Raw genomic sequence first — 22,619 nt, 5'->3', positions numbered from 1 at the left:
GAAACGCCGTCTTAATGATTAACGGCGATGATCCCGATCTCTCGCGTCAGGATCGTTCGCTTTCATGTTCCAGATCATCGGCATCGTGCTGCTGTTCGGCCTCGTCTTCGGCAGCTACGCCATCTCTGGCGGCAAGTTCGAAGTGATCCTGCACGCCGCGCCCCACGAGCTGATGGCGATCGGCGGCGCCGGCATCGCGGCCTATCTGATTTCCAACTCCCTGCCGGTCATCAAGGGCTCCTTGGCGGGTCTGGGCAAGACCTTCGCCGGGCCGAAATGGAAGAAGCAGGACTACAAGGACCTGTTGTCCCTGCTGTTCCAACTGACCAAGACGATGAAGTCCAAGGGCGTGGTCGCCCTGGAAAGCCATATCGAAAAGCCCAAGGAATCGGCCATCTTCCAGAAGTACCCCAAGGTGCTGAAGGACCATTTCGCCGTCGACTTCATCTGCGACACCCTGCGGATGATGACCATGAACCTGGAAGATCCGCACCAGGTCGAGGATGCGATGGAAAAGCAGCTCGAAAAACACCACCACGAGCATCTGGAAAACGCCCATGCGCTTCAGAACCTGGCCGACGGCCTGCCCGCCCTGGGCATCGTCGCCGCCGTGCTGGGCGTCATCAAGACCATGGGGTCGATCACCGAACCGCCGGAGGTCCTGGGCGGCATGATCGGCGGCGCCCTGGTCGGCACCTTCATGGGCGTGTTCCTGGCCTATGGCCTGGTCGGCCCGTTCGCCTCTCGCCTGACCGCGATCATCAATGAGGAAGCGGCCTACTACAAGATCATCCAGTCGGTGCTGGTGGCCCACCTGCACGGCAACGCCGCCCAGATCTCGGTCGAGATCGGGCGTGGCGACATCCCCTCGTCCGCCCAGCCTTCGTTCGGCGAGATGGAAGAGGCGCTGAACAACATCACCGCCGACTGATTCCGCCAAGAGGCATGCCAGGCTGCTGCGGCGTGACGCCGCCCTGATCGCGCCTTGCCGGATCGTAACTTGCCCTGGCGCGTCAGGCGGTCCTATCGTTTCGGCGCGAGGCGCGCAGCCTCGCGCAAGCCTTCGGAGAAGTCCTCATGCGTATCAAAGCCCTCGTCGCCGCATCGGCTGCGGTCCTGGTCATGGCCGCCTGCAGCAAGGCGCCTGAAGAAAAGGCCGAAGCCCCCGCCACCGATGCGGTCGAGGCCGCCGGCACCGCCGAGGAAGCGGCCTTGACGGTCGATCAGGCCGCTCGTGACGCCGAAGCCGCCGCCAACCAGGCCATCGAAAACGACACCGCCGCCGCAGCCCCGGCTGCAACGACGATGCAGGGCGCGGACGCCTCCGCCGCCGCGCCGTCCCCCGCCGCCCCGGCCGAACCGCCGCACGCGCCCGCCGCCCACTAGGGATCGGCCGCCAGCCATCGATCAGGCCGCCTCGACCGACGCGGCCTTTTTCGTCTGTGCGACGAAGGTGCTAGAGCCGGGCCATGAACCCCGACCACGCCGCCTCGCCGCAACTGACCTGGACCGATGAGGGCGAGCCGCGCTCGGGCCGGTTCGGCGACGTCTATTTCTCGCGCGACGACGGACTGGCGGAAACACGCGCGGTGTTCCTTGACGGATGCGGCCTGCCCGAGGCCTGGGCGAACCGGCCCGCTTTCACGGTGGCGGAGCTGGGGTTCGGCACGGGGTTGAACATCGCCGCCTTGCTGGACCTGTGGCGGCGGACCCGGCCGGAAGGCGCGCGGCTGCACATCTTTTCCATCGAGGGCTTTCCGCTGACGGCGGATGAGGCGGGGCGGGCCCTGGCCAACTGGCCGGAACTGTCGGAGGCGGCGCAGGCCTTGATCGACGCCTGGCCGTCTCGAACGCCGGGCTTTCACCGGGTGGACCTGCCCGCCTTCGACACCGTGCTGGACCTTGCGATCGGGGATGCGGCCTGGGCGCTGGAGCAATGGTCGGGCGCGGCGGACGCCTGGTTTCTGGACGGATTTTCACCGGCCTTGAACCCCGGCATGTGGTCCCCCGAGGTGATGGCCCTGATCGCCGCCCGGTCGGCGCCGGGCGCGCGCCTGGCCACCTTCACCGTCGCGGGCGCCGTGCGGCGCGGCCTGGCCGAACAGGGCTTCGTCGTCGAAAAACGCCCCGGGCACGGCCGCAAGCGCGAACGCCTGGAGGCGCGGCTGCCGACGAACGAACCGCCGAGGCGTGCGCCGACCGTCGCCGTGATCGGCGCCGGGGTGGCGGGGGCGGCCGTAGCGCGCGCGCTGCACGCCCAGGGAGCGCGGCCGCTGGTGTTCGACGGCGACCGACCCGGCGCGGGCGCCTCGGGCTTTCCCGCCGCCCTGGTCACGCCCCGACTGGACGCCGGCGACACCGGCATCGCCGCCCTGCACGCCCAGGCGCTGGAACGGGCTGTCCACCTGTATCGCCGCATTCCGGGGGCCATGACCGGCGAGGGCGTGCTGCAGGCCCCGCAGACGGAGCGCGACATCGCCCGGTTCGGCAAGATCGAACGCCAGCCGATCTGGGCCGACGGCGCCATGACCGTGCTCGACGCCCCGGCGGCGACCGCCCTGGCCGGCGAGCCAGTCACGGAAGGGGCGTTGCTGATGAAGGGGGCCTGCGCGGTGCGGCCCCAGGCCGTGCTGGCCGACTGGCTGGCGGGGGCCGAGATGCGGTTCGAGCGGGTGACGAGATTGGTCCGCGCCGAGGGACATTGGCGTCTGCTGGACGCCGCAGACGCGGCGCTGGCCGAGGTCGATGCGGTGGTGATCGCCGCCGGCTCGGGGGCGGACGGACTGTTCGGCGGCCTGGCCCAGCCGCCACGCCTCGCGCCGGTCCGGGGACAGGCGGACTGGGTGGACGGCGACGTCACGACTTTCGCCCTGGCCTGGGGCGGCTATACGGCGCCGACGGGCCAAGGGGTCCTGTATGGCGCGACCCATGATCGCGGCGACGTCGAAACCCTCGCCCGCAGCGAAGACAGCGGCCGGAACCTGGCGACCCTGCGCGCGCGCCTGCCGGCCCTGGCCGCGCGTCTGGAGGCGATGGGGGCGCCGCACAGTCGCGCCGCCATCCGCGCCACCACGCCCGACCGTCTGCCGCTGGCCGGGGCGTTGGGATCGACGCCGGACGGCCGCCTGTTCATTTTGGGGGGGCTGGGATCGAGGGGCTTCTGCGTCGCGCCTCTGCTGGGCGAGCATGTCGCCGCCCTGGTCCTCGACCGCCCGTCGCCCCTGCCGCGCGACCTGGCGGCGCGCGTGTCGCCGCGCCGTGCGGCCGTCATCGACAATTCGCTTGTGAATCAGGCCGGCGGAAGCGACGGTTGAGACGGGGGCTTGTTCAGGAGCCAGACATGCGTCGCTTCATCGTGTTCTCAGCCGCCGTCGCCGCCCTGGCGGGGTGCGCCCCGTCCGCCGGCCCCGTTGCGGGCGCCGCCGGGCTCGCCGCCGACGCGGGCGCTCGCCCATGTTTTCGGCCCAGCCTGGTGCGTAACTTCAGGACGTCCAGCGACCAGACCCTGTATGTCCGCACGTCGAATGACGACGTGTTTCAGATCGACGCCGCCTTCTGCCGCGACATGACCAGCGCTTTGTCCATCGTTCTGGAGCCGACGGCTGGTTCGAGTTCGCTTTGCGTCAACGACCAGGCCCGCCTGCGGATAGGCGGCGTGGAGCCGTGCCGGGTCCGCGTTGTGAAGAAACTGTCCGCCGAGGAACTCGCCGCCCTGCCGTCTCGCGATCGACCTTGAAATCCGGCCCGCGAGGGTCGTCAGAGCGCGGTTGAACTTTTCCACGTTCGGGTATGAAATGATCGTCTTGCCTGGGGAGGGAAGATGATGATCAGAACATTCGGTATCGCGGCCATGGCGGCGGCGGGGTTCGCGCTGGCCTCGCCGGCGTCAGCCGAGGCGTGGACGGCGTTCTCGCGAAGCGACGCCCTCGTCTATCTCGTCGACGTGGAGGCCTTGGCGTCGGTCGATGGCGTGGTGACGACCCGGCTAGCGCGAGTGCCGGCTCAGGGCGACGCGACCGATCTCAGCCACGAGACCGAGGAGGTGATGGTGCGGTGCGCTGACGGCCAGTCGCGGTCGGGCGCGACGGTGACCTATGGGGCGGACGGCGCGGAGACCGACCGGTATTCCGAGGACACGCCGTGGGAGGCCACGTCCAGCGGAGGCGTCTACGGGTCCATCAAGTCGTTCGCCTGCGACGACATGCGGCCCCAGGGCGCTGCCTTCCCGACCATCGCGGCCTTCATCGCCGGCGGACGCGGCCAGTAGGCCGCGTCCCTTTCGCCGTCAGACGTCGACGGCGGCGTCCAGGGCGTTTTCCTGAATGAATTCGCGGCGCGGCTCGACCACGTCGCCCATAAGTTTAGCGAACAGGTCGTTGGCGTCTTCCTCGTGCTCGACGGAGACCTGCAACAGGGTGCGGGCGTTGGAATCCAGCGTGGTCTCCCACAACTGTTCCGGGTTCATCTCGCCCAGACCCTTGTAGCGCTGGATGGCCAGGCCCTTCTTGCCGGCGTCCAGCACCGCATTCAGCAGGTCCAGCGGGCCGCGGATGGTGGTGGACTTCTCCTTGCGGCGATACGCAGCCGGGGCGGAGAAGACGCCGTCGAAGGCGGCGGCCCGCTCGGCCAGACGACGCGCGTCCAGCGACCGAACCAAGGTTTCTTCCAGCACGATGGTTTCCTGCACCGCGCGACGGGTGCGGGTGAAGACCACGGCGCCCTGTTCGCCGGGCGCGCCGGTCCAGTCGCCGTCGCCCTCTTCGGCGTAGAGGTTCAGGCGGACGGCGGCGGCGGCCGAGGTCTGAGCCATGTCCGAGTTCTCGGCGAACAGGCCGGCCAGAGCCGCCTGTTCGATAGCGAAGGCGGGCGCGCGCTGGCTTAGGCGATCCACGCCGGCCTTGAAGGCCTTGGCCTCGCGCACCAGGGCCTGAAGGTCCAGACCCAGGCGACGTTCGCCGGTGGACAGGTCCAGCTCGGCCTCGGACGAGCCTTCCTCGATCAGATAGGAGTCCATCTCGGCCTGATCTTTCAGGTAGCGCGACTGCTTGCCCTTGGAGACCTTATAGAGGGGCGGCTGGGCGATATAGACGTGGCCGCGCGTGATCAGCTCGGGCATCTGACGATAGAAGAAGGTCAGCAGCAGGGTGCGGATGTGGGCGCCGTCGACGTCGGCATCCGCCATCAGGATGATCTTGTGATAGCGCAGCTTGTCTGCGTTGAAGTCGTCGCGGCCGATGCCGGTGCCGAGCGCCAGGATCAGGGTGCCGATCAGGTCAGACGACAGCATCCGGTCAAACCGCGCGCGCTCGACGTTCAGGATCTTGCCGCGCAGGGGCAGGACGGCCTGGTTCTCGCGGTTGCGCGCCTGTTTGGCCGAACCGCCGGCGCTATCGCCCTCGACGATGAACAGTTCGGACTTGGCGGGATCGCGTTCCTGGCAATCAGCCAGCTTGCCCGGCAGGCTGCTGATTTCCAGCGCTGATTTGCGACGGGTGAGGTCGCGGGCCTTGCGGGCGGCTTCACGGGCGGACGCCGCCTCGATGATCTTGGCGACGACCTGTTTGGCCTCGACCGGGTGTTCCTCGAACCATTGGGCCAGCCCCTCGGAGCACAGGGCCTCGACGGCGGGACGCACTTCGGACGAGACCAGCTTGTCCTTGGTCTGGCTGCTGAATTTGGGGTCCGGCACCTTGACCGACAGGACGCAGGTCAGGCCCTCGCGGGCGTCCTCGCCGGTGACGGAGACCTTCTCCTTCTTGCCGGCGCCCGAGCTCTCGATATAGCCGCCCATGACGCGCGTCAGGCTGGCGCGGAACGCCGACAGGTGGGTGCCTCCATCCCGTTGGGGGATGTTGTTGGTGAAGCACAGCATGGTCTCGTGGTAGCTGTCGTTCCACCACAGGGCGAGATCAAGCTCGATCCCTTCCTTCTTGCCGCGAATGACGATGACGTCCTTCAGGATCGGCGTCTTGGATTTGTCGAGGTGACGCACGAAGGCTTCGACGCCGCCCTCGTAGTGCAGGATCATCTCGACTGGCTCGGCATGGCGCTGGTCGGCCAGTTTGATGACCACGCCCGAGTTCAGGAAGGCCAGTTCGCGTAAGCGATGCTCCAGCGTCTTCAGGTCGAAGTCGATGTGGCTGAAGGTCGTGACCGACGGATAGAAGGTGACCTCGGTGCCGCTCAGGGGCTTGCCGGTGTCCTCGCGGATCGGGGCGTCGCCGGTGATCACCAGCGACTTGACCGTGTCGCCGCGCTCGAACCGCATCTGGTGCGCCTTGCCGTCGCGATAGATCTTCAGCTCCAGCCAGTCGGACAGGGCGTTGACCACGGACACGCCCACGCCATGAAGGCCGCCCGAGACCTTGTAGGAGTTCTGGTCGAATTTGCCGCCGGCGTGCAACTGGGTCATGATGACCTCGGCCGCCGAGACGCCTTCGCCCTCGTGGATGCCGGTGGGAATGCCGCGGCCGTTGTCGGTCACGGTGACCGAGCCGTCGGCGTTCAGGATGACCTGGACCAGGTCGGCATGGCCGGCCAGGGCCTCGTCGATGGCGTTATCGACCACCTCATAGACCATGTGGTGCAGGCCGGAGCCGTCGTCGGTGTCGCCGATGTACATGCCGGGACGTTTGCGCACCGCGTCCAGGCCTTTGAGAACCTTGATGGAATCGGCGCCGTATTCGGGCATGTCGGCAATCGGATCGGTCATGAAGTCATTGGCTCTGAAGTCCCGACCGGGACGGGGATGGAGCGCCAAACCCGGCGCTCGAATCGACCACGGGATCGCACCGCGTCGAAGCCCGCAACATATAGGAATTTGCGACGAAAAAGCGAGGATTTCCGCATGAAAACCTAGTCGCTTTCCAGCGCGCCGCCGGTGACGCGGACGAACTGGGCGCGGCCTTCAAGACCCGCGAACAGGTCGCGTTCGGTGCCGGTCATGAAGGCCTGGAGATCGAGGGCTACGATCTCGTCGAACAGGGCGGCGCGGCGGCGTTCGTCGAGATGGGCGGGTGCTTCGTCCAGCAGCAGGACGGGGCGGGCGGCTCCAGCGACGGCCTGATCTGACAGGCGGGTGATCTGGGCCAGGATCAGGTTCAGGACCAGGGCCTTCTGCTCGCCCGACGACCCCTCGGCGGCGGGCCGCTGCTTCTCACGGTGCAACGCCGTCAGGTCGGTGCGGTGCGGGCCGAACAGGGAGCGTCCGGCGGCGCCATCGCGGGCGCGGGCCTTGACCAGACCCTCGCGGATCGCGGCGGCGATCTCGTCCTCCTCGGCGCCCGTCTCGGCCATCCGTTCTGCAGGACCATCTAGCCCCAGGTCGGCCTGGGGGAAGGGGCGGTCGCTGCGGGCGTCGATGGCGGCCTGGAGGGCGTGCAGGGCGGCGACGCGGGCCATGGCGGCTCGGGCCCCGGCCTCGCCCAGGCGAAGCTCCAGCGCATCCAGCCAGACGGGATCGGCCTCGCGTCCGTCCTGTGCGTCGTTCAACAGCCGCAAGCGTTCGCGCAGGGCCTTTTCATAGACGGAGACGCTGGCGGCGTGATCGGGATCGGCGGCGAAGACCAGCCGGTCGAAGAACTTCAGCCGCTCGGCCCGGGCGTCGGAGAACAGCCGATCCTGCTCGGGCGTGGCCCAGACGGGGCGCAGATAATCCAGCAACCGCCCCGGCTGGGCTGTCTCGCCGTCAATGCGGACGATGCGCCGTGCGGCGCCCGCCGTCTGGACGCCGGTGCCCAGACGCGTCTCGTCATCCAGTTCGACCATGACGGCCCAGGCGCGGCCGGCCGCCTCGCCGGGCTCGCGCCGGCCCATTTCGGCGACGGTCGCTCCGCGCAGCCCCTTGCCCGGCGTCAGCAGGCTGATCGCCTCCAGAAGATTGGTCTTGCCCGCCCCGTTCGGCCCATGCAGCACCACGGGCCCGGAGGCGAGTTCCAGCCTTGCGCTCGAATAGGAGCGGAAATCGGTGAGGGTGAGGGAGCGGATCACGCTCCCTCCTTAACGCGCGGCGGTCAGGATCACACCCGCAGCGGCATCAGCACATACTGGACGCCGGGATCGCCCGGATCGAGGACCAGTGTGGGGCTGGCCGGGTCGGCGAAGCGGAAGGCGGCGTTTTCGCCGGTGATCTGGCCGGCGACGTCCAGCAGATAGCGGGCGTTGAAGCCGATTTCGAACGGTTCGTCGGAATAGCCGATCTCGACCTCTTCTTCGGCCTGGCCGGCTTCCATGTTGCGCACGGTCAGCTTCACGCGGTCGTTGTCGAAGGCCAGTTTCACCGAACGGCTCTTCTCGGCCGAGATGGTGGCGACGCGGTCGACGGCCTTGGCGAACAGGGCGTTGTCGATGTCGGCCTGTTTGTCGTTTCCCTTGGGAATGACGCGCAGATAGTCGGGGAAGGCGCCGTCGATGACCTTGGACGTCAGGGACGCCTCGCCCATCTGGAAGCGGATCTTCTGGGCCGAGACGGTGACCTCGACCGGGCCGCCGGCGTCGTCCAGCAGGCGGCGGACCTGATCGATGGTCTTGCGCGGCACGATGACGCCGGGGCCGCCGGCGGCGCCTTCGGGCGCGGGCGTCTCGGCCAGAGCCAGGCGGTGGCCGTCGGTGGCGACGGCGCGCAGCAGGGGAATGCCGGCCTCCGACACCGTGTGCAGATAAAGGCCGTTCAGATAGTAGCGGGTTTCCTCGGTCGAGACCGCGAACCGGGTCTTGTCGATCAGGCGGGCCAGATCCTCCTTGGGCAGGACGTAGGAGGCGCCGGCGCTGTCGGTGGACATGACGGGGAAATCGCCCGCCGGCAGGACCGGCAGGTTGAAGCGCGACCGACCGGCCGAAACGACCAGCCGGGGGTCGTCGCCCGAATAGAGCAGCGAGACCTCGGCGCCCTCCGGCAGTTTGCGGACGATTTCGTACAGGGTGTGGGCGGGCGCCGTGATCTGGCCCTCGACCTGAACCTGGGCCTCGGCCTCGTCCACCATCTCCATGTCCAGATCGGTGGCGGCGAAGGCCAGCCGGTCGCGGCCTGCGGACAGCAGGACGTTGGACAGGATCGGAATGGTGTTTCGACGTTCGACGACGCTCTGCACGTGGCCCAGGGCCTTGAGGAGCGCGGATCGTTCGATGGTCAGCTGCATGTCGTCTCGCCCGGCGCGGCCGATTCGCAGATGGCCGCGGTTAAGTGACCTGGGACACTAGCGGATTGCGCGGCGGGAGCAACGGGTCAGACCCGCTGCTCCACAGCTTCAGCCGCGAAGCTTGCGCGTCAGGGCCTCGACGTCGCGGGCGATCTGGTCGTCCTGGCCCATCAGCTCCTCGATCTTGCGCACGCCGTGCAGGACCGTGGTGTGGTCGCGTCCGCCGAAGCGACGGCCGATGTCGGGATAGGAGCGGGTCGTGTGCTGCTTGCACAGATACATGGCCATCTGGCGCGGGCGGGCGACCGAACGGGTGCGGCGCTCGCTGAGCAGATCGGCCTGTTTCATGTTGAAGTGGTCGGCGACCGTCTTCTGGATCTCGTCCACCGTGATGCGGCGCTCGGGCCCGCCGCGCATGGCGGCGCCCAGCAGGGTCGAGGCCTCGTCCACCGAGACGGTCGCCAGACGCGAACCGGCGGCGGCGGCCAGGGTGTTCACGGCGCCCTCAAGCTCGCGCATCGAGCCGGGGGTGCGATCCACCAGCTGGGCCAGGACCTCGGGATTGGCCTCGCCCTGCACCACGCCCAGGGCCGACAGGGCCTTGAGACGGTTCTGGGCCACGGCGATCTTCAGTTCGCGGTCGCCCGCCTCGACCGGGCAGGTCAGGCCGGCGGCCAGGTGGCTGCGCAGGCGCGGCTCGACCTCGGTCAGGGCCATCGGCGCGCGGTCGGCCGAGAAGACGATGCGTTTGCCGTCCTCGATCAGGGCGGTCAGGGTCGAGAGCAGCTCTTCCTGGGTGCTCGCCTTGCCGCCCACGAACTGGACGTCGTCCAGCAGCAGCATGTCGGCGCTCCGCAAGCTTTCCTTGAAGGCGGCGGTCGAGCGGTCCTGCATCGCCTTGACGAAGGTGGACAGGAAGCGTTCGGCGGTCAGATAGACGACCTTGGCCTCGGGCCGCAGACGCTGGGCCTCCCAGGCGATGGCGTTCAGCAGGTGGGTCTTGCCGTAGCCGTAGGGGCCGCAGAAGAAGACGGGATTGAAATGGCCGTCGGCCCAGCTGGCCACCTGTTTGGCGATGGCCAGGGCGAAGGCGTTGCCCTGACCCTCGACGAAGCTGTCGAAGGTCAGGCGGTCCTGCAGGCCGGCCGCACGCACGGCGCGGGCGCCGTCGGCGCTGATGGGGGCGGCGGGGGCGATCTGGGGCGTCGAGGCGAATGCGGCGAGGCGCGGCGCGGCGTCGACGACATTGCCGGCCCCCTTGCCTGACAGGACGGCGGAGGCCGGCGGGGCTGATCCAACTTCGGCGCGGCAGCGCACGTCCAGGCGGCGCGACAGGCCGTCCAGGCCTAGCCACAGTTCGTTCATGCGACGCAGGGCGTTCTTGCGCACCCAGTCGCGGGCATAGGCGGTGGGCGTGACCAAGATCAGATGGCCGGCGCCGTCCATACGCACGGCCGACGGGGCGATATAGGACGAGAAGGGGCCGTCGCCGATCTCGGCGCGCAGGCGCAGAGACGCTTCGCTCCAGATACGGTCCGGGTCCGTCATTCCTGACGCGTTCGTCCCGCCCGCCATCGCCGTAACACCCCCAACCATTTCGCCGCCGCCCGCTTCAAAACCAAATCCGACCTTCCGCGCTTCAGGGCGATGGTTCAGGGACGACTTCTCCTGCGCCGAAAAGCGATGCTTTTCGGACGGGGTCGAACCTCTGGACAGACATCTCCCGCCAACGCGAAACATAAGTCCCGCGCCGTCTTCATCCGTGCTGGGATGGAAGTGCGTTAGAGGCCAAAACTTACGCTGCGAGCCGGGTGGGTCAACGCTGATTCGTTGGTCGATCGGCAGTTAAATTGTTTGACTCCGTCAAACCCTGATCCGGCTTGGAGAATTCAGATGATCGTCGGTCGACGACGGCGAAATGGGCGTAAGACAGCTTAGCGACCAAACGCAAAACGGCGAAGGAGCACGCGCCACTTCGCCGTTGATATTGCTATGTAATCCCACAACGAAACAGCGACGGCTGTTCCGTTGACTGCAGGATCAACCGTGGATCAGGCGGCCGAAAGCTTCTTCAGCTGGGCGGCCAGGCGCGACACCTTGCGCGAGCCGGTGTTCTTGTGAACGACGCCCTTGGAGACCGCGCGCATCAGCTCGGATTGAGCTTCGACGAAAGCGGTCTTGGCGACGGCGGCGTCGCCGCCGGCCAGAGCTTCCTGGAACTTGCGCAGATAGGTGCGGACGCGCGAGCGGCGCGCCTTGTTCACTTCGGTACGCGCTTCGATCTTGCGGATCGCCTTGCGGGCGCCGGGGTTGTTGGCCATGTCAAACCTTCGAACGGAAAACGCCGCGGAGCACACGTCCACGGCGCGGAAATCTCAAGAGGGCGGGCCTATAGCCGAAAGCCCGGGGGCGGTCAACGCGGAGTCTGGGTTGGATCGACCATCGGCGAGCGCCGGGCGACATCCTCGCGGCTGATAAAGCTTATTCAACGAACGGCGTGGCAAGCTTGCGGCGAAACGGAAGCCGCATGTTTAGATCTACAGTATCGCTTTTCGTCGCCTGGGTCGTTGCGGGCATGGTCGCATCCTCGGCCCTGGCCCAGACAGACGTTGCGGGTCCCCAGCGCTCGCCGCTGGAACTGGCCCAGGCGGTGGAGCGTCGCGCCGGCGCCACCGACTTCGCCCAGCTGGAGGCTTTCGGGCGCGCAGCGATGGCGCGGCGAGACCGCGAGGGGCTGAACCGGCTTTATCACGTGGCGTGGATCATGCTGAACCAGGGCGAGTTCGAGCGCGCCACCGCGTGGAACGATCGACTGGCCGAGGCGGCGCGTCGTCAGGTGGACATGCGCTATGTGCAGATCGCCCGTCTGAACGCCCTGACGCTGCGCTACGATCAGGGCGACACGGCCGCCGCCGAGGAGATGCGCCGCATCGCCCAGACGGAGGCGGACTGGTTCGCCAAGGCGCACGCCACGCGGCTGTGGGCGCTGGCGCTGATGGACGAGGACAAGATCGGCGAGGGGCTGAAGCGGCTGACGGACGCGGACGCCTTCATCCCCGATGACGCCCCCTATGCGAACGCAGCGCGGGCCGGCCTGTGGGAGATGACCGGCATCGGCCTGATGAAGCTGAACGACATCGACGGGGCCACGGCCGCCTTCGGCCGGTTCGAGATCGACTTCGCCAATCCGGCCTATCCGCGACCGGACTTCGACGCGGTTTATAATCTGGCGCGGCTGTCGACCCAGATCGGCGACGCGGACCAGGCGCAGCGCCTGTATCTGATCCATCATCGCCTGACCCAGCGCGCGGACCTGTCCAGCCTGGCGGTCTATGACGCCAATCTGTGCGCCATGACGGCCGAGGCGCGCCAGGCGCCGGCGGACGTGCTGCGATGCCTGGCGCCTTATGGCGAGGATCTTGGCGAGGCCTCCTTCCTGGCCGCGCACCTTTTGCCCGCTCGCGCCATCGCACGGGCCCAGACCGGCCGGATCGCCGCCGCGCGCCGCGACCTGGCCCAGATCCGCCGTCGTCAGGCCGAGGGCGCCTATCGAAGCGAAGGGATTTCAGAACTGCCGCACGTCGAGGCGGAAATCCTGTTCGCCGAAGGGCGTCCGCACGAGGCCTATGAAAAACTGCGCGAACACGCCCGGCTCGACAAGATCGCAGACGCCCGCCGCTTCAGCGCCGGCATTCGCCAGGTCACCGGCGACATGCAGCAACAGCTGAGCCAGCGGCGCGCTCAGCTGGAGACTGCGCGCGCCAACACCGCGCTGCAGGGCGACGTCATCAAGGCGCAGAAATGGCTCGTCGGCGCCGCAGTGGTGTTCGGCCTGCTGTCCATCGCCGGTCTGGTGTGGCTGTGGCGTCAGGCGGGTCATCTGCGGGCCGCGCGGCGTCGTGCCGAAGAGGCCAGCCGGTCGAAGTCCGAATTTCTGGCCAATATGAGCCACGAGATCCGCACGCCGCTGAACGGCGTGGTGGCGATGGCCGACGCCCTGTGCCGCGCGCGCCTGGCGCCGCGCGAGCATGAGATGGCGGAGGTGATCCACGCCTCGGGCGTCACCTTGGAACGCCTGCTGTCGGACATTCTGGACACCGCCAAGATCGAGGCCGGACAGGTTTCCCTGGAGCGGGCGGTCTTCGACCTCGGCGACGCCGTGCGCGGGGTGGCGGCGCTGTATCGTCCTCGCGCCGAAGAAAAGGGCGTGTCGCTGCGGCTGGAGATCGAGCCCGATCTGGACGCTGTAGTCGAAGGCGACGTGGTGCGGGTGCGCCAGGTCCTGTCCAATCTGATTTCCAATGCGCTGAAGTTCACCGACGAAGGCCATGTGGCCGTCGGCGTGGCGCCGGGCGGCGACGGGCGTGTGCGGTTTTCCGTGACCGACACCGGCTGCGGCTTCGACGCCGAGCAGAAGAGCCGCATCTTCTCCCGCTTCCAGCAGGCGGACGGATCGATCACGCGTCGGTTCGGCGGCACCGGCCTGGGGCTGACCATTTCGCGCGATCTGGTCGAACTGATGGGCGGCGAACTGGAGTGCGAAGGCGCGCCCGGCGCCGGCGCCTGTTTCTGGTTCGAAATCCCCCTCGCTCGGGCGGTCGAGGCTCAGGCGGCGACGCCGGCCGAATCTGCGGCGGAGCTCGCCTTTCCCGCGCGGGTGCTGGTGGCCGACGACCATCCGGCGAACCGCAAGGTCATGGCCATCATGCTGGGCGGAATGCCGACCGAACTGGTTGTGGTCGAGGACGGGGAGCAGGCTGTGGCGGCGTATCGCGACGGCGGCATCGACCTGGTGCTGATGGACATGCAGATGCCGGTGATGGACGGGCTCAGCGCCACGGCCGCGATCCGTCGCCTGGAAGCCGACGAAGGCCGCGCCCGGACGCCCCTCATCATGCTGACGGCTAACGCCCTGCCCGAACACGTCGAGGCGGGGCGCGTCGCTGGCGCGGACGGCCATCTCTCCAAGCCCATCACGATGGTATCGTTGCTGGACGGGGTAGCGGCCGCCATGGACAAGGCGCGCGCGTGGGAGAAGGCGGCGTCGCCTGAAACGCTGCGCCAACCGCTGGCGGCCCGATAGTCCTTGAACGCAGGGCGAGGGATTAAACGGCCCAGGCCGCGTTTTCCGTCGCCGCTTTTTAGAGGGTGTTGAAAGCCGGCAACGCTTTCAAAATCTTCATGAATTGCGTCGCTTTCCGGCCATGTTTTTCGCGTCCCAGAGGGGGCTGATATCTTTTCCCGGACCGCCGTTCCATGACCCAGATCGCCCTTATGCTGCTCGCCCTGGCCCCCACTGCGGGCGTCGCACAGCCTGCCGCGCCTCAGGCGCAACAGGACGATCCCGCCGTCTTGCTGCCGGAGATCGAGGTCACGGCGGCGCGGCGGGGCGTCGCCCTGGGCGGACAGGAGCCGATCGTCTCCTATGACACCGCCCAGATCCAGGCCTTCGGCGCGACCAATATCGGCGAACTGGTCACCTTGCTGGAGGCCCAGACCCGCAGCGCGCGCGGCGGGTCGCCGGTCTTCCTGGTCAACGGACGCCGCATCTCGGGCTTCCGTGAAATTCGCGGCATTCCGCCGGAAGCGATCGAGCGTTTCGACGTCCTGCCCGAAGAGACCGCGCTGTCTTATGGCTACAGCGCCAACCAGCGCGTGGTGAACATCGTCCTGAAGGCAGACTTCAAGTCCCTGACCTCTTCGGTGAACGTTAGCCGGCCCGAGCAGGGCGGGCGCACGACGACCTCCAGCGAGAACAACGTCCTCAAGATCGCCGGCGCCGACCGCTGGTCGCTGGACATCAACGGCTCGACCGCCAACACCCTGTTCGAGACCGAGCGCAACATCGACCGCAGCAGCTCCGGCACCCTGTTCGACCGGGCCGGCAACATCACGGGCCTGGACGGCGGCGAGATCGACCCGGCGCTTTCGGCTATGGCGGGATCGACGGTGAACCTGGCCGGCGTTCCCGTCTCTGCGGCGGGCGGCGCGCCCGCCCTGTCAGACTTCATGTCCACGGCCGGAATCGCCAATTCCAGCGACCTGACCGCCTATCGCACCCTGTCGCCCAAGACGGCTGAGGCCTCGATCGCAGGCACCTACAAGCACGACCTGAATGACAAGGTCGGCATGACCCTGAGCGGCAGCCTGGAGGACTCCAGCAGCTTCAGCTACCTGGGCCTGCCCGGCGTGACCCTGACCCTGCCGGACACCAGCCCCTGGTCGCCGTTCGGAAACGACGTCCTGCTGTATCGCTATCTGAACCTGCCCGACGCCCTGACACGCGAAACCGACACGCGCACCGCTGAGCTGGGCACGGTCTTCGACGGCTATCTCGGCGACTGGCGCTGGACGGCGACGGGGGAATACAGCCGCGTCGAGACCGACACCTCGACCGGGCGGGGCGTGGACGCGACGGCGCTTCAGACCGTGATCAGCGCCGGGGACCCGGCGATCAATCCGTTCGGCGACCTTGACGACGCCGTGACGCCCAGCGCGCGAGACACCGCCCATTCGATCGCCCAGACCGCGACGGGCGAACTGGTTCTGAACGGCCGACCGTTCGAGCTGCCGGCAGGCGACGTGACCTCGACCTTCAAGGTCGGGGCCAGCCACCGTTCGCTGGATTCCGAAAGCGTACGTTCGGGCGAGGCCGTGGATCGCTCGCAGTCGCGCGACCAGGGCAGTCTGCAGGCCAACTTCGACCTGCCGATCTCGAACATGGATCGCGGCGTTCTGTCCAAGATCGGCGACCTGTCGGCCAATCTGAACCTTTCCTATGACGAGCTGTCCGACTTCGGCGGGGTCAGCGCCGTGGGGGCGGGGCTGAACTGGTCGCCGGTCGAGCGGCTGTCGCTCTCGGCCAACTATTCGGACGAAGGCAAGGCGCCGACCATCCAGCAATTGAACGATCCGACGGTGGCGACGCCCAATACGCCCGTTTACGACTTCAGCACCGGTCAGACCGTTGAGATCACGCAGGTCACCGGGGGCGACCCCAATCTGAAGGCCGAGGATCGCCGCATCCTGAAGCTGGGCGTCAACTGGCAGCCCTTCTCCGAGAAGGATTTCCGGCTGAACCTCGCCTACACCCGCACCGAGGCGGAAAACGAAATTTCCAGCTTCCCGACCATCACGCCCGACCTGGAAGCGGCCCTGCCGGACCGGTTCGTTCGTGACGCCGACGGCAATCTGATCTCGATCGACGCCCGCCCGCTGAACTTCTTCCAGCGCGACCAGCAGGACGTGCAGTGGGGGTTCAACTTCTCGCGGCCCTTCGGCCAACCGTCCCCCGCCTCCGCCGCGCGCTCAGGCGGACCGGGCGGCGGAGGCATGATGAGGGGCGGCGGTCCCGGCGGTCCTGGCGGCGGCGGCCGGATGCGGGGCTCCCGTGGAGCCGGCATGCAACCCGGTCAGGGGATGTTCAACCTGTCGCTGACCCACACCTGGCGCGTTCAGGACGAGGTGGTGATCAGCGACGGCCTGGCGCCGCTGGACCTGCTGGACGGCGACTCCATCTCCGGCTCGGGCGGGCAGTCGCGCCATGAGGTGCAGCTGCAGACCGGCATGTTCAGAAACGGCCTGGGCGCCTTCGTCAACGCCAACTGGAGTTCGGGCACCACGGTCAACGGCGACGCCTTCGGGTCGCCCGACCTGGACTTCTCGGGCCGGACCACCGTCAATCTGTTCGCCTTCGCCGACCTGACCCAGCGCACGTCGTGGGTCGAACGCTTCCCGATCCTGAAGGGCACGCGGATCGGCGTGGGGGTTCAGAACATCTTCGACGATCGCGTCTCGGTGACCGCCAGCGACGGCTCCACGCCGATCAACTACCAGGCGGACTATCTCGACCCGCAGGGTCGGGTGTTCCGCATCAATCTGCGCAAGATCCTGTTCTGATCAGCCGGCGAGGCGGGTTGCGGCCCGCCTCGCGTCAGGGCCAGACGGCCGCCGTCGCCACCATCACCACGGCGACGACGCCGGTCAGGATGAAGAAGAGACGGTCGGACATGGCCTGTCTGTTACCTGCGCTCGGGCCCGGCGACAAGGAAGGGCCGCCCTGTCCCTCTCTGGCGCTCCTTGACCGGGGGCTCCCTTGACCGGCTTCTGACGGCGGCTTACCCCGACAGACTGTTTGCCAGGGACCGACCCAATGCCGCGCCTGATCCTTCTCCGCCATGGCCAGAGCCAATGGAACCTCGAAAACCGTTTCACCGGCTGGGTCGATGTCGACCTGACGGCGGAGGGCGAGGCTCAGGCGCGCCACGGCGGCGAACTGATCGCCGAGGCCGGATTCACGCCGGCGGTGATGTTCACCTCCGTCCTGACCCGCGCCAAGCGCACCGGCGCCCTGGCCCTGCAATCGGCGGGTCTGAGCGATGTGCCGGTGATCGAGGACTGGCGACTGAACGAGCGCCACTACGGCGGGCTGACGGGCCTCAACAAGGCCGAGACGGCCGAAAAGCACGGCGAGGACCAGGTCAAGGTCTGGCGCCGCAGCTATGATGTGCCGCCGCCCCCGCTGGCGCCGGGCGGGGAGTTCGATTTCAACGCCGACCCGCGCTACGCCGGAAAGGCTATCCCCGACACCGAAAGCCTGAAGACGACCCTGGACCGCGTCAAACCCTATTGGGACGCCGAGATCGCCCCGCGCCTAAAGGCGGGGGAGGACGTGCTGATCGCCGCCCACGGCAACTCGCTGCGCGCCATCGTCAAACTGCTGTTCGGGGTCCCGGACGACAAGATCGTCGGCGTCGAGATCCCGACCGGAAATCCGCTGGAGATCGACTTGGATGCGGACCTGAAGCCCACGGCCGCCCGCTATCTCGACGCCGGCCGCGCCGAAGAGCTGCCGGCGATTTCATGAGCTGGAGCGACGCCGACCAGGCCTTCATGGCCCAGGCCATCGCGCTGGCGACGGGCCGCATGGGCGAGACCTGGCCCAATCCGGCGGTCGGCTGCGTCATCGTCAAGGACGGTCGGGTCATCGCCCAGGCCGCAACGGCCCCGGGCGGCCGCCCGCACGCCGAGGAACAAGCCGTCCCCGCCGCCGGCCCCGATGTCGTCGGCGCGACCGTCTATGTCACGCTGGAGCCCTGCGGCGCGCGGTCGTCCGGCCGCAAGTCGTGCGCCCAGTTCCTGACCGAGGCCGGGGTGGCCCGGGTCGTCATCGCCTGCCTCGACCCCTCGCCTTTCGCCGCCGGACGCGGCACGGAGCGCCTGCGCGCCCAGGGGCTGACGGTCGAGACCGGCCTGATGTGCGACGAAGGCGCCGCCCTGTGCGAAGGCTTCCTGCACCGGCTGGAGAGCGGACGCCCGATGGTGCGGGTCAGCGAAGGCGGCGTCGGTTTCGACGGCCGCTTCGTGGCGTCGCCCAAGGCCGATCTGGTCACCGAGCTGAAACGGTTGGGCGAGGCGGGCTACACCCGGTTGTGGACCGGGCCGGGAGAGCTGGCGGACGCGCTGCGCGACCAGGGTCTGTTGAACGACTGACAACCGCCTGTTGCTCAAGGCTTTCTTAAGTCCAGCGGGCGCACTGTGTCGAAATGGCACTGGCCGCAGAACCAATCGTGAGAAAACGCCTGACTCAGGCGGAGCTAGACATGGTCTGTGCGCGGCACGACAGACTGTTTCAGGCCCGCCCCGGCGGCGCCCGCGCGGTCTTCGCCTGGATGGATCTTTCGGGGCTCAGCCTGAAGGGCCGCAACCTTTCCGACGCCGATTTCGCCGCCGCCTGCCTGGAGGGCTGCGATCTGACGGGCGCCAAGCTCGACAACGCCAACTTCTTCGGCGCGGACATGCAGGACGCGGTTCTGGCCGAGGCCAGCCTGCGTCGCGCTGATCTGCGCGGGGCCTGTCTGCGCGGGGCAGACCTGTCGGGCGCCGACATGTTCGAGGCCGACCTGCGCGAGGGCACCATCGCCGCCGCCGACGCCAAGCTGGGCTTCAAGGTCATCGAACCCCGGCACCGCGAGGAGACCGAGGCCAACGGCGCCTGTCTGGCCGGCGCCAATCTTCAGCGCTCCAAGATGTCGGGCGTCATAGCCATGAAGGCCGATTTTTCCGGCGCTGTGATGAAGGACTGCAAGCTGGTCCGCGCAAATCTGAAGCAGGCCGACTTCCGGGGCGCCGATCTCGCCGGAGCGGACCTTTCGGGGGCGGATCTTTCGGGGGCCGATCTGCGAGACGCCATTCTGGTGGGCTGCAAGATGACCATGTGGCGCGCCGACGGCGCCGACATGCAGGGCGCCCTGACGGACAACAAGTCCGCCTGCGAATCCGTCGATCGGATGCCAGCGGCGGAAATGCTGCGCGAACATGCGCGCTGGTGCGAGACGGGCGGGGCGGCGGGGCAGCCTTCGGTGTTCGACGGCGTCGATCTGCGTCCGTTGAAGTCGATTACGGGGCTGAACCTGACGGCCCTGTCGGCCAAGGGCGCGGTCTTCTACGGCCTGGACATGGAGGGGGTGCAGCTTCAGGGCGCCCAGCTCGAGAACGCCGACTTAAGGTCCGCCAAGCTGCGTCGCGCAGACCTGCGCGGCGCGCGACTGCGCGGAGCCAAGCTCAACGGGGCCGACATGCGCGAGGCGCAGTTGGGGCCCTTGCTGATCACGGCCGATCGATTGATGCCGGCGGATTTGACCGGCGCCATCCTGCGTGGCGCGGACCTGTCGGGCGCCGATCTGAAGCGCGCGATCCTGGTGGGCGCAGACTTGGGTCGGGCGATCCTGCACGGCGCCCACACCCGTCAGATCGACCTGACCGACGCCAATCTGACCGGCGTGCGCGGCCTGGTCATCGACCAGGCCGCCTGAGGCCTCCTAGGCCAGGGCCTTGAGCTGATCGACCAGGTCGGTCTTTTCCCAGCTGAAACCGCCGTCCGCATCGGGTTCGCGCCCGAAGTGGCCATAGGCGGCCGAGCGGGCGTAGATCGGCTTGTTTAACCTAAGGTGCTCGCGGATGGCGCGCGGGGTCGCGCCGCCGATCAGGCCCAGCAACTTTTCCTCAAGCACGCCCTCGTCGATCTTGCCGGTGCGATGCAGATCGACGTGGATCGACTGGGGCTTGGCCACGCCGATGGCGTAGGAGATCTGGATGGTGCAGCGATCAGCCAAACCGGCGGCGACAACGTTCTTGGCCAGGTAGCGACAGGCGTAGGCGGCCGAACGGTCCACCTTGGTCGGGTCCTTGCCCGAGAAGGCGCCGCCGCCGTGGGGCGCCGCGCCGCCGTAGGTGTCGACGATGATCTTGCGGCCGGTCAGGCCGGCGTCGCCGTCCGGTCCGCCGATCTCGAAGACGCCGGTCGGATTGATGTGCCAGACGGTGTTCTCGTCCGTGAAGCCTTCCGGCAGGACCTCGAGAATGTAAGGTTTGACGATTTCGGCGACCTCGGCCGAGCTCAGCCCCTTGGCGTGCTGGGTCGACAGGACGATGGAGGTGGCGCGCACCGGCTTGCCGTCCTCGTACTGGATCGTCACCTGGCTCTTGGCGTCAGGCTCAAGTTTGGAGCCGCCGGCGTGGCGGACCTCGGCCAGGCGCTTCAGGATATTGTGGCTGTACTGCAGGGTCGCCGGCATCAGTTCCGGCGTCTCGTTCGACGCATAGCCGAACATGATGCCCTGATCGCCCGCGCCTTCGTCCTTCTCATTGGTCGAGTCGACGCCGACGGCGATGTCCGCCGACTGGGCGTGCAGGTAGCAGGCGTATTCGGCCGTCTCCCAGTGGAAGCCTTCCTGCTCGTATCCGATGTCCTTGACCGCGGCCCGGACCAGCGGCTCCAGGCTGTCGATGATGCCCTGGGTGAAGGCCTCGTTCTCTTCCTTGGTGTTGCCCGGCTGGGTCGCGCGGACCTCACCGGCCAGGACGATGCGCTGGGTCGTCACCAGGGTCTCGCATGCCACGCGCGCCTCGGGATCCTTGGCCAGGAAGGCGTCCACGACGGTGTCGGATATGCGGTCCGCGACCTTGTCGGGGTGACCTTCGGAAACGCTTTCCGAGGTGAAGAGGAAGGAGGAACGAGCGGCCAAGAGAGGCTCCTGTCTGTGTCAGGCGTTCAGACATATAAAGATATGCTTATATGTTCAAGTGATCTGACGCTGGGCGGCGACCCGGAAAGTGGTCCGGGCGCAAGCGTATCGGCTGACACCGATGGAATTTGAGGTAAACAGGTCCGGGGGACCCGATGCCTGATAGCCTGACGACCAGAGAAAGCGAATGCGTCCACCTCGCCGGTCAAGGGCTGGAGGACAAGGAGATCGCCGCGCATCTGGGCATCTCGCCGCGCACCGTGGGCAACCACCTGCACCGGGCCTATGCGAAACTGGGCGTGTCGGATCGAAAACTGGCGGCGCGCCGATTGAGTAACGACTACTCAGAGGCGCCGATACTCATTCCAGAGCGGGCGCAAGACAGGCTTGTTGATCCGGCGTCGGCTGGACAGTCGGTCGACGACGGTCCCCTGGCGCCGACATCCTGGCTCTTGCCGCCCCCGCCTCGCGGGATCGGCGCGAGAGTGGGGATCGTGGTCGCCGGCGCCGTCGTCGCCCTGCTGCTCGCCATCGGGATCGTGACGGCAGGCATGGTGGTTCCCTCCTTGTTCGACCGGATCTCTCCCGAATGGGCCCGCTGACGCGGGGCATCATTCTGGAGGACCAACTAATGAGAAACATGCAGGTAGGGGTCCGGGTCGCGCGTCAGGTGCAGACTGCGGAACACGCCATCGATCAGGCCATGATCGAAGTTTGCCGACTGATCCAGACGTCGCTCGAGGGACGGGTCGAATCCCGCCTCGCGGCCGAGGTCGGCCAGTCGGCGATCGAAAACATCGTGGCGGGATTGGGCCAACTGGCGACGGTGCGCGCCAGCGTCGTCGCCGGCCATACAGACCTCGCAACAGTGGCCGAAAACCACGGGATTGGTTGGCGCATGGAAGGCATGGGCGAAAGCAAGGAAGCCAAGCCGACCGGTGCTCTGCCCGTTGATGTGATAAGATTGGCCGCCTGACGGAGCACGACCGAATGCCTTCGCCGCTGTGGATATTCGGCACGGGCCTGACGGTCATCGCGCTTGGCCTGCTGGTCTGGCAGGGCAGGCGACCCGAGCGCGAGGCCGGCGTGGGGCTTTTCCTGGCTCAGCTGTTCTCGGGCTGGGTCGACCATATGGTCATCGGCCAGTTCCGGTGGGCTGTCGCGGCGATTTCCCTGGGGCTTCTGGTCCTGCTGGTCCGCCTCAGTCTGCGTTACGACCGATGGTGGCTGCTGTTCGCCGCCGGCGCTCAACTGCTGGCGTTCGGCACTCACATCTCGTCGCTGATCGGCCCCGGCGCCTTGACCTGGTCAATCGTGACCGCGCGGATGACGATCTGGGTCGAACTCATGCTGCTGGCCATCTTCGGCGTCTGGGAGGCGCGATCGGCTCCCTACGCCCGATCTCATTCATCGCTGTCGGCGAGACCGCGCAGCGTCAGAACTCAAAGGACATGAA

At 67.7% G+C, this 22,619-nt stretch carries 19 protein-coding genes; 13 read left to right on the top strand and 6 right to left on the bottom strand.

Annotation, left to right across the window (positions count from 1 at the left end; all coding sequences use genetic code 11):
- Positions 1 to 64: 64 nt before the first annotated feature.
- The 5 genes from motA (at position 65) to ACODSC_RS12050 (ending at position 4,267) form a co-directional block, all read left to right on the top strand.
- Positions 65 to 931 carry a flagellar motor stator protein MotA gene (motA, locus tag ACODSC_RS12070; RefSeq protein ID WP_488814186.1) on the top strand — a complete coding sequence of 289 codons (867 nt, stop codon included), beginning with the start codon at positions 65 to 67 and terminating at the stop codon, positions 929 to 931.
- Positions 932 to 1,077: 146 nt separating this feature from the next.
- A complete protein-coding gene (locus tag ACODSC_RS12065) occupies positions 1,078 to 1,386 on the top strand; it encodes a hypothetical protein (RefSeq protein WP_488814184.1) in 309 nt (102 codons plus the stop codon).
- Between the two features lie 83 nt (positions 1,387 to 1,469).
- Positions 1,470 to 3,314, top strand: a complete 1,845-nt coding sequence (gene mnmC2 / locus ACODSC_RS12060; protein ID WP_488814183.1) for a tRNA (5-methylaminomethyl-2-thiouridine)(34)-methyltransferase MnmC2 — start codon at positions 1,470 to 1,472, stop codon at positions 3,312 to 3,314.
- Positions 3,315 to 3,340: 26 nt separating this feature from the next.
- Positions 3,341 to 3,736 (top strand): DUF6491 family protein, encoded by a 396-nt coding sequence (locus ACODSC_RS12055; protein ID WP_488814182.1) that lies wholly within the window; start codon positions 3,341 to 3,343, stop codon positions 3,734 to 3,736.
- Between the two features lie 84 nt (positions 3,737 to 3,820).
- Positions 3,821 to 4,267 (top strand): hypothetical protein, encoded by a 447-nt coding sequence (locus ACODSC_RS12050; protein ID WP_488814181.1) that lies wholly within the window; start codon positions 3,821 to 3,823, stop codon positions 4,265 to 4,267.
- Between the two features lie 18 nt (positions 4,268 to 4,285).
- On the opposite strand, the gene gyrB is transcribed toward ACODSC_RS12050, so the two are convergent.
- The 5 genes from gyrB to rpsT all read right to left on the bottom strand — a co-directional run bounded on the left by gyrB (position 4,286) and on the right by rpsT (position 11,458).
- Positions 4,286 to 6,712, bottom strand: a complete 2,427-nt coding sequence (gyrB, locus tag ACODSC_RS12045) for a DNA topoisomerase (ATP-hydrolyzing) subunit B (protein ID WP_488814180.1) — start codon at positions 6,710 to 6,712, stop codon at positions 4,286 to 4,288.
- 143 nt (positions 6,713 to 6,855) lie between these two features.
- Positions 6,856 to 7,989, bottom strand: coding sequence for a DNA replication/repair protein RecF (gene recF, locus ACODSC_RS12040; protein ID WP_488814179.1), 1,134 nt, complete (start codon positions 7,987 to 7,989; stop codon positions 6,856 to 6,858).
- 29 nt (positions 7,990 to 8,018) lie between these two features.
- The gene (dnaN, locus tag ACODSC_RS12035) at positions 8,019 to 9,137 is read right to left on the bottom strand and encodes a DNA polymerase III subunit beta (protein ID WP_488814178.1); all 1,119 of its coding nucleotides are present in this window, start codon (positions 9,135 to 9,137) and stop codon (positions 8,019 to 8,021) included.
- A gap of 108 nt (positions 9,138 to 9,245) precedes the next feature.
- Positions 9,246 to 10,733, bottom strand: coding sequence for a chromosomal replication initiator protein DnaA (gene dnaA / locus ACODSC_RS12030; protein ID WP_488814177.1), 1,488 nt, complete (start codon positions 10,731 to 10,733; stop codon positions 9,246 to 9,248).
- Between the two features lie 455 nt (positions 10,734 to 11,188).
- Positions 11,189 to 11,458: a 30S ribosomal protein S20 gene (gene rpsT / locus ACODSC_RS12025; protein ID WP_135194610.1), complete on the bottom strand. Its 270-nt coding sequence runs from the start codon at positions 11,456 to 11,458 to the stop codon at positions 11,189 to 11,191.
- A gap of 206 nt (positions 11,459 to 11,664) precedes the next feature.
- Between rpsT and ACODSC_RS12020 the strand changes: the two genes are divergently transcribed.
- The 5 genes from ACODSC_RS12020 to ACODSC_RS12000 all read left to right on the top strand — a co-directional run bounded on the left by ACODSC_RS12020 (position 11,665) and on the right by ACODSC_RS12000 (position 19,951).
- On the top strand, positions 11,665 to 14,220 hold the full coding sequence (locus ACODSC_RS12020) for a hybrid sensor histidine kinase/response regulator (RefSeq protein WP_488814176.1): 2,556 nt from the start codon (positions 11,665 to 11,667) through the stop codon (positions 14,218 to 14,220).
- A gap of 173 nt (positions 14,221 to 14,393) precedes the next feature.
- Positions 14,394 to 17,036: a TonB-dependent receptor gene (locus ACODSC_RS12015; protein WP_488814175.1), complete on the top strand. Its 2,643-nt coding sequence runs from the start codon at positions 14,394 to 14,396 to the stop codon at positions 17,034 to 17,036.
- Positions 17,037 to 17,289: 253 nt separating this feature from the next.
- Positions 17,290 to 18,003, top strand: coding sequence for a 2,3-diphosphoglycerate-dependent phosphoglycerate mutase (gene gpmA, locus ACODSC_RS12010; protein ID WP_488814174.1), 714 nt, complete (start codon positions 17,290 to 17,292; stop codon positions 18,001 to 18,003).
- Positions 18,000 to 18,629, top strand: coding sequence for a bifunctional diaminohydroxyphosphoribosylaminopyrimidine deaminase/5-amino-6-(5-phosphoribosylamino)uracil reductase RibD (locus ACODSC_RS12005; RefSeq protein WP_488814173.1), 630 nt, complete (start codon positions 18,000 to 18,002; stop codon positions 18,627 to 18,629). Before gpmA ends, ACODSC_RS12005 begins: the two co-directional genes overlap by 4 nt.
- Before the next feature lie 53 nt (positions 18,630 to 18,682).
- On the top strand, positions 18,683 to 19,951 hold the full coding sequence (locus tag ACODSC_RS12000; RefSeq protein WP_488814172.1) for a pentapeptide repeat-containing protein: 1,269 nt from the start codon (positions 18,683 to 18,685) through the stop codon (positions 19,949 to 19,951).
- A 6-nt stretch (positions 19,952 to 19,957) separates the two neighbouring features.
- On the opposite strand, the gene metK is transcribed toward ACODSC_RS12000, so the two are convergent.
- Positions 19,958 to 21,163 carry a methionine adenosyltransferase gene (gene metK / locus ACODSC_RS11995; RefSeq protein WP_488814170.1) on the bottom strand — a complete coding sequence of 402 codons (1,206 nt, stop codon included), beginning with the start codon at positions 21,161 to 21,163 and terminating at the stop codon, positions 19,958 to 19,960.
- A gap of 155 nt (positions 21,164 to 21,318) precedes the next feature.
- Here metK and ACODSC_RS11990 point away from each other — a divergent pair, with 155 nt between their 5' ends.
- Genes ACODSC_RS11990 through ACODSC_RS11980 form a run of 3 tightly spaced genes read left to right on the top strand, consistent with a single transcriptional unit; the run spans position 21,319 to position 22,618 of the window.
- The gene (locus tag ACODSC_RS11990) at positions 21,319 to 21,765 is read left to right on the top strand and encodes a helix-turn-helix domain-containing protein (protein ID WP_488814169.1); all 447 of its coding nucleotides are present in this window, start codon (positions 21,319 to 21,321) and stop codon (positions 21,763 to 21,765) included.
- Positions 21,753 to 22,139, top strand: coding sequence for a hypothetical protein (locus tag ACODSC_RS11985; RefSeq protein ID WP_488814167.1), 387 nt, complete (start codon positions 21,753 to 21,755; stop codon positions 22,137 to 22,139). The genes ACODSC_RS11990 and ACODSC_RS11985 overlap by 13 nt, the downstream gene beginning before the upstream one ends.
- A 14-nt stretch (positions 22,140 to 22,153) precedes the next feature.
- Positions 22,154 to 22,618: a hypothetical protein gene (locus tag ACODSC_RS11980; RefSeq protein ID WP_488814166.1), complete on the top strand. Its 465-nt coding sequence runs from the start codon at positions 22,154 to 22,156 to the stop codon at positions 22,616 to 22,618.
- Position 22,619 lies beyond the last annotated feature (1 nt).

It is taken from the genome of Brevundimonas sp. FG128 (assembly GCF_057809775.1).
This window is presented reverse-complemented; position numbering and strand designations above follow the sequence as displayed.

Excerpts from the sequence above, each read along its gene's own strand:
- motA (WP_488814186.1), top strand. The coding sequence starts at position 65 with ATGTTCCAGATCATCGGCATCGTGCTGCTGTTCGGCCTCGTCTTCGGC.
- ACODSC_RS12065 (WP_488814184.1), top strand. The coding sequence starts at position 1,078 with ATGCGTATCAAAGCCCTCGTCGCCGCATCGGCTGCGGTCCTGGTCATG.
- mnmC2 (WP_488814183.1), top strand. The coding sequence starts at position 1,470 with ATGAACCCCGACCACGCCGCCTCGCCGCAACTGACCTGGACCGATGAG.
- ACODSC_RS12055 (WP_488814182.1), top strand. The coding sequence starts at position 3,341 with ATGCGTCGCTTCATCGTGTTCTCAGCCGCCGTCGCCGCCCTGGCGGGG.
- ACODSC_RS12050 (WP_488814181.1), top strand. The coding sequence starts at position 3,821 with ATGATGATCAGAACATTCGGTATCGCGGCCATGGCGGCGGCGGGGTTC.
- gyrB (WP_488814180.1), bottom strand. The coding sequence starts at position 6,712 with ATGACCGATCCGATTGCCGACATGCCCGAATACGGCGCCGATTCCATC.
- dnaN (WP_488814178.1), bottom strand. The coding sequence starts at position 9,137 with ATGCAGCTGACCATCGAACGATCCGCGCTCCTCAAGGCCCTGGGCCAC.
- dnaA (WP_488814177.1), bottom strand. The coding sequence starts at position 10,733 with ATGGTTGGGGGTGTTACGGCGATGGCGGGCGGGACGAACGCGTCAGGA.
- rpsT (WP_135194610.1), bottom strand. The coding sequence starts at position 11,458 with ATGGCCAACAACCCCGGCGCCCGCAAGGCGATCCGCAAGATCGAAGCG.
- ACODSC_RS12020 (WP_488814176.1), top strand. The coding sequence starts at position 11,665 with ATGTTTAGATCTACAGTATCGCTTTTCGTCGCCTGGGTCGTTGCGGGC.
- ACODSC_RS12015 (WP_488814175.1), top strand. The coding sequence starts at position 14,394 with ATGACCCAGATCGCCCTTATGCTGCTCGCCCTGGCCCCCACTGCGGGC.
- gpmA (WP_488814174.1), top strand. The coding sequence starts at position 17,290 with ATGCCGCGCCTGATCCTTCTCCGCCATGGCCAGAGCCAATGGAACCTC.
- ACODSC_RS12005 (WP_488814173.1), top strand. The coding sequence starts at position 18,000 with ATGAGCTGGAGCGACGCCGACCAGGCCTTCATGGCCCAGGCCATCGCG.
- ACODSC_RS12000 (WP_488814172.1), top strand. The coding sequence starts at position 18,683 with ATGGCACTGGCCGCAGAACCAATCGTGAGAAAACGCCTGACTCAGGCG.
- ACODSC_RS11990 (WP_488814169.1), top strand. The coding sequence starts at position 21,319 with ATGCCTGATAGCCTGACGACCAGAGAAAGCGAATGCGTCCACCTCGCC.
- ACODSC_RS11985 (WP_488814167.1), top strand. The coding sequence starts at position 21,753 with ATGGGCCCGCTGACGCGGGGCATCATTCTGGAGGACCAACTAATGAGA.
- ACODSC_RS11980 (WP_488814166.1), top strand. The coding sequence starts at position 22,154 with ATGCCTTCGCCGCTGTGGATATTCGGCACGGGCCTGACGGTCATCGCG.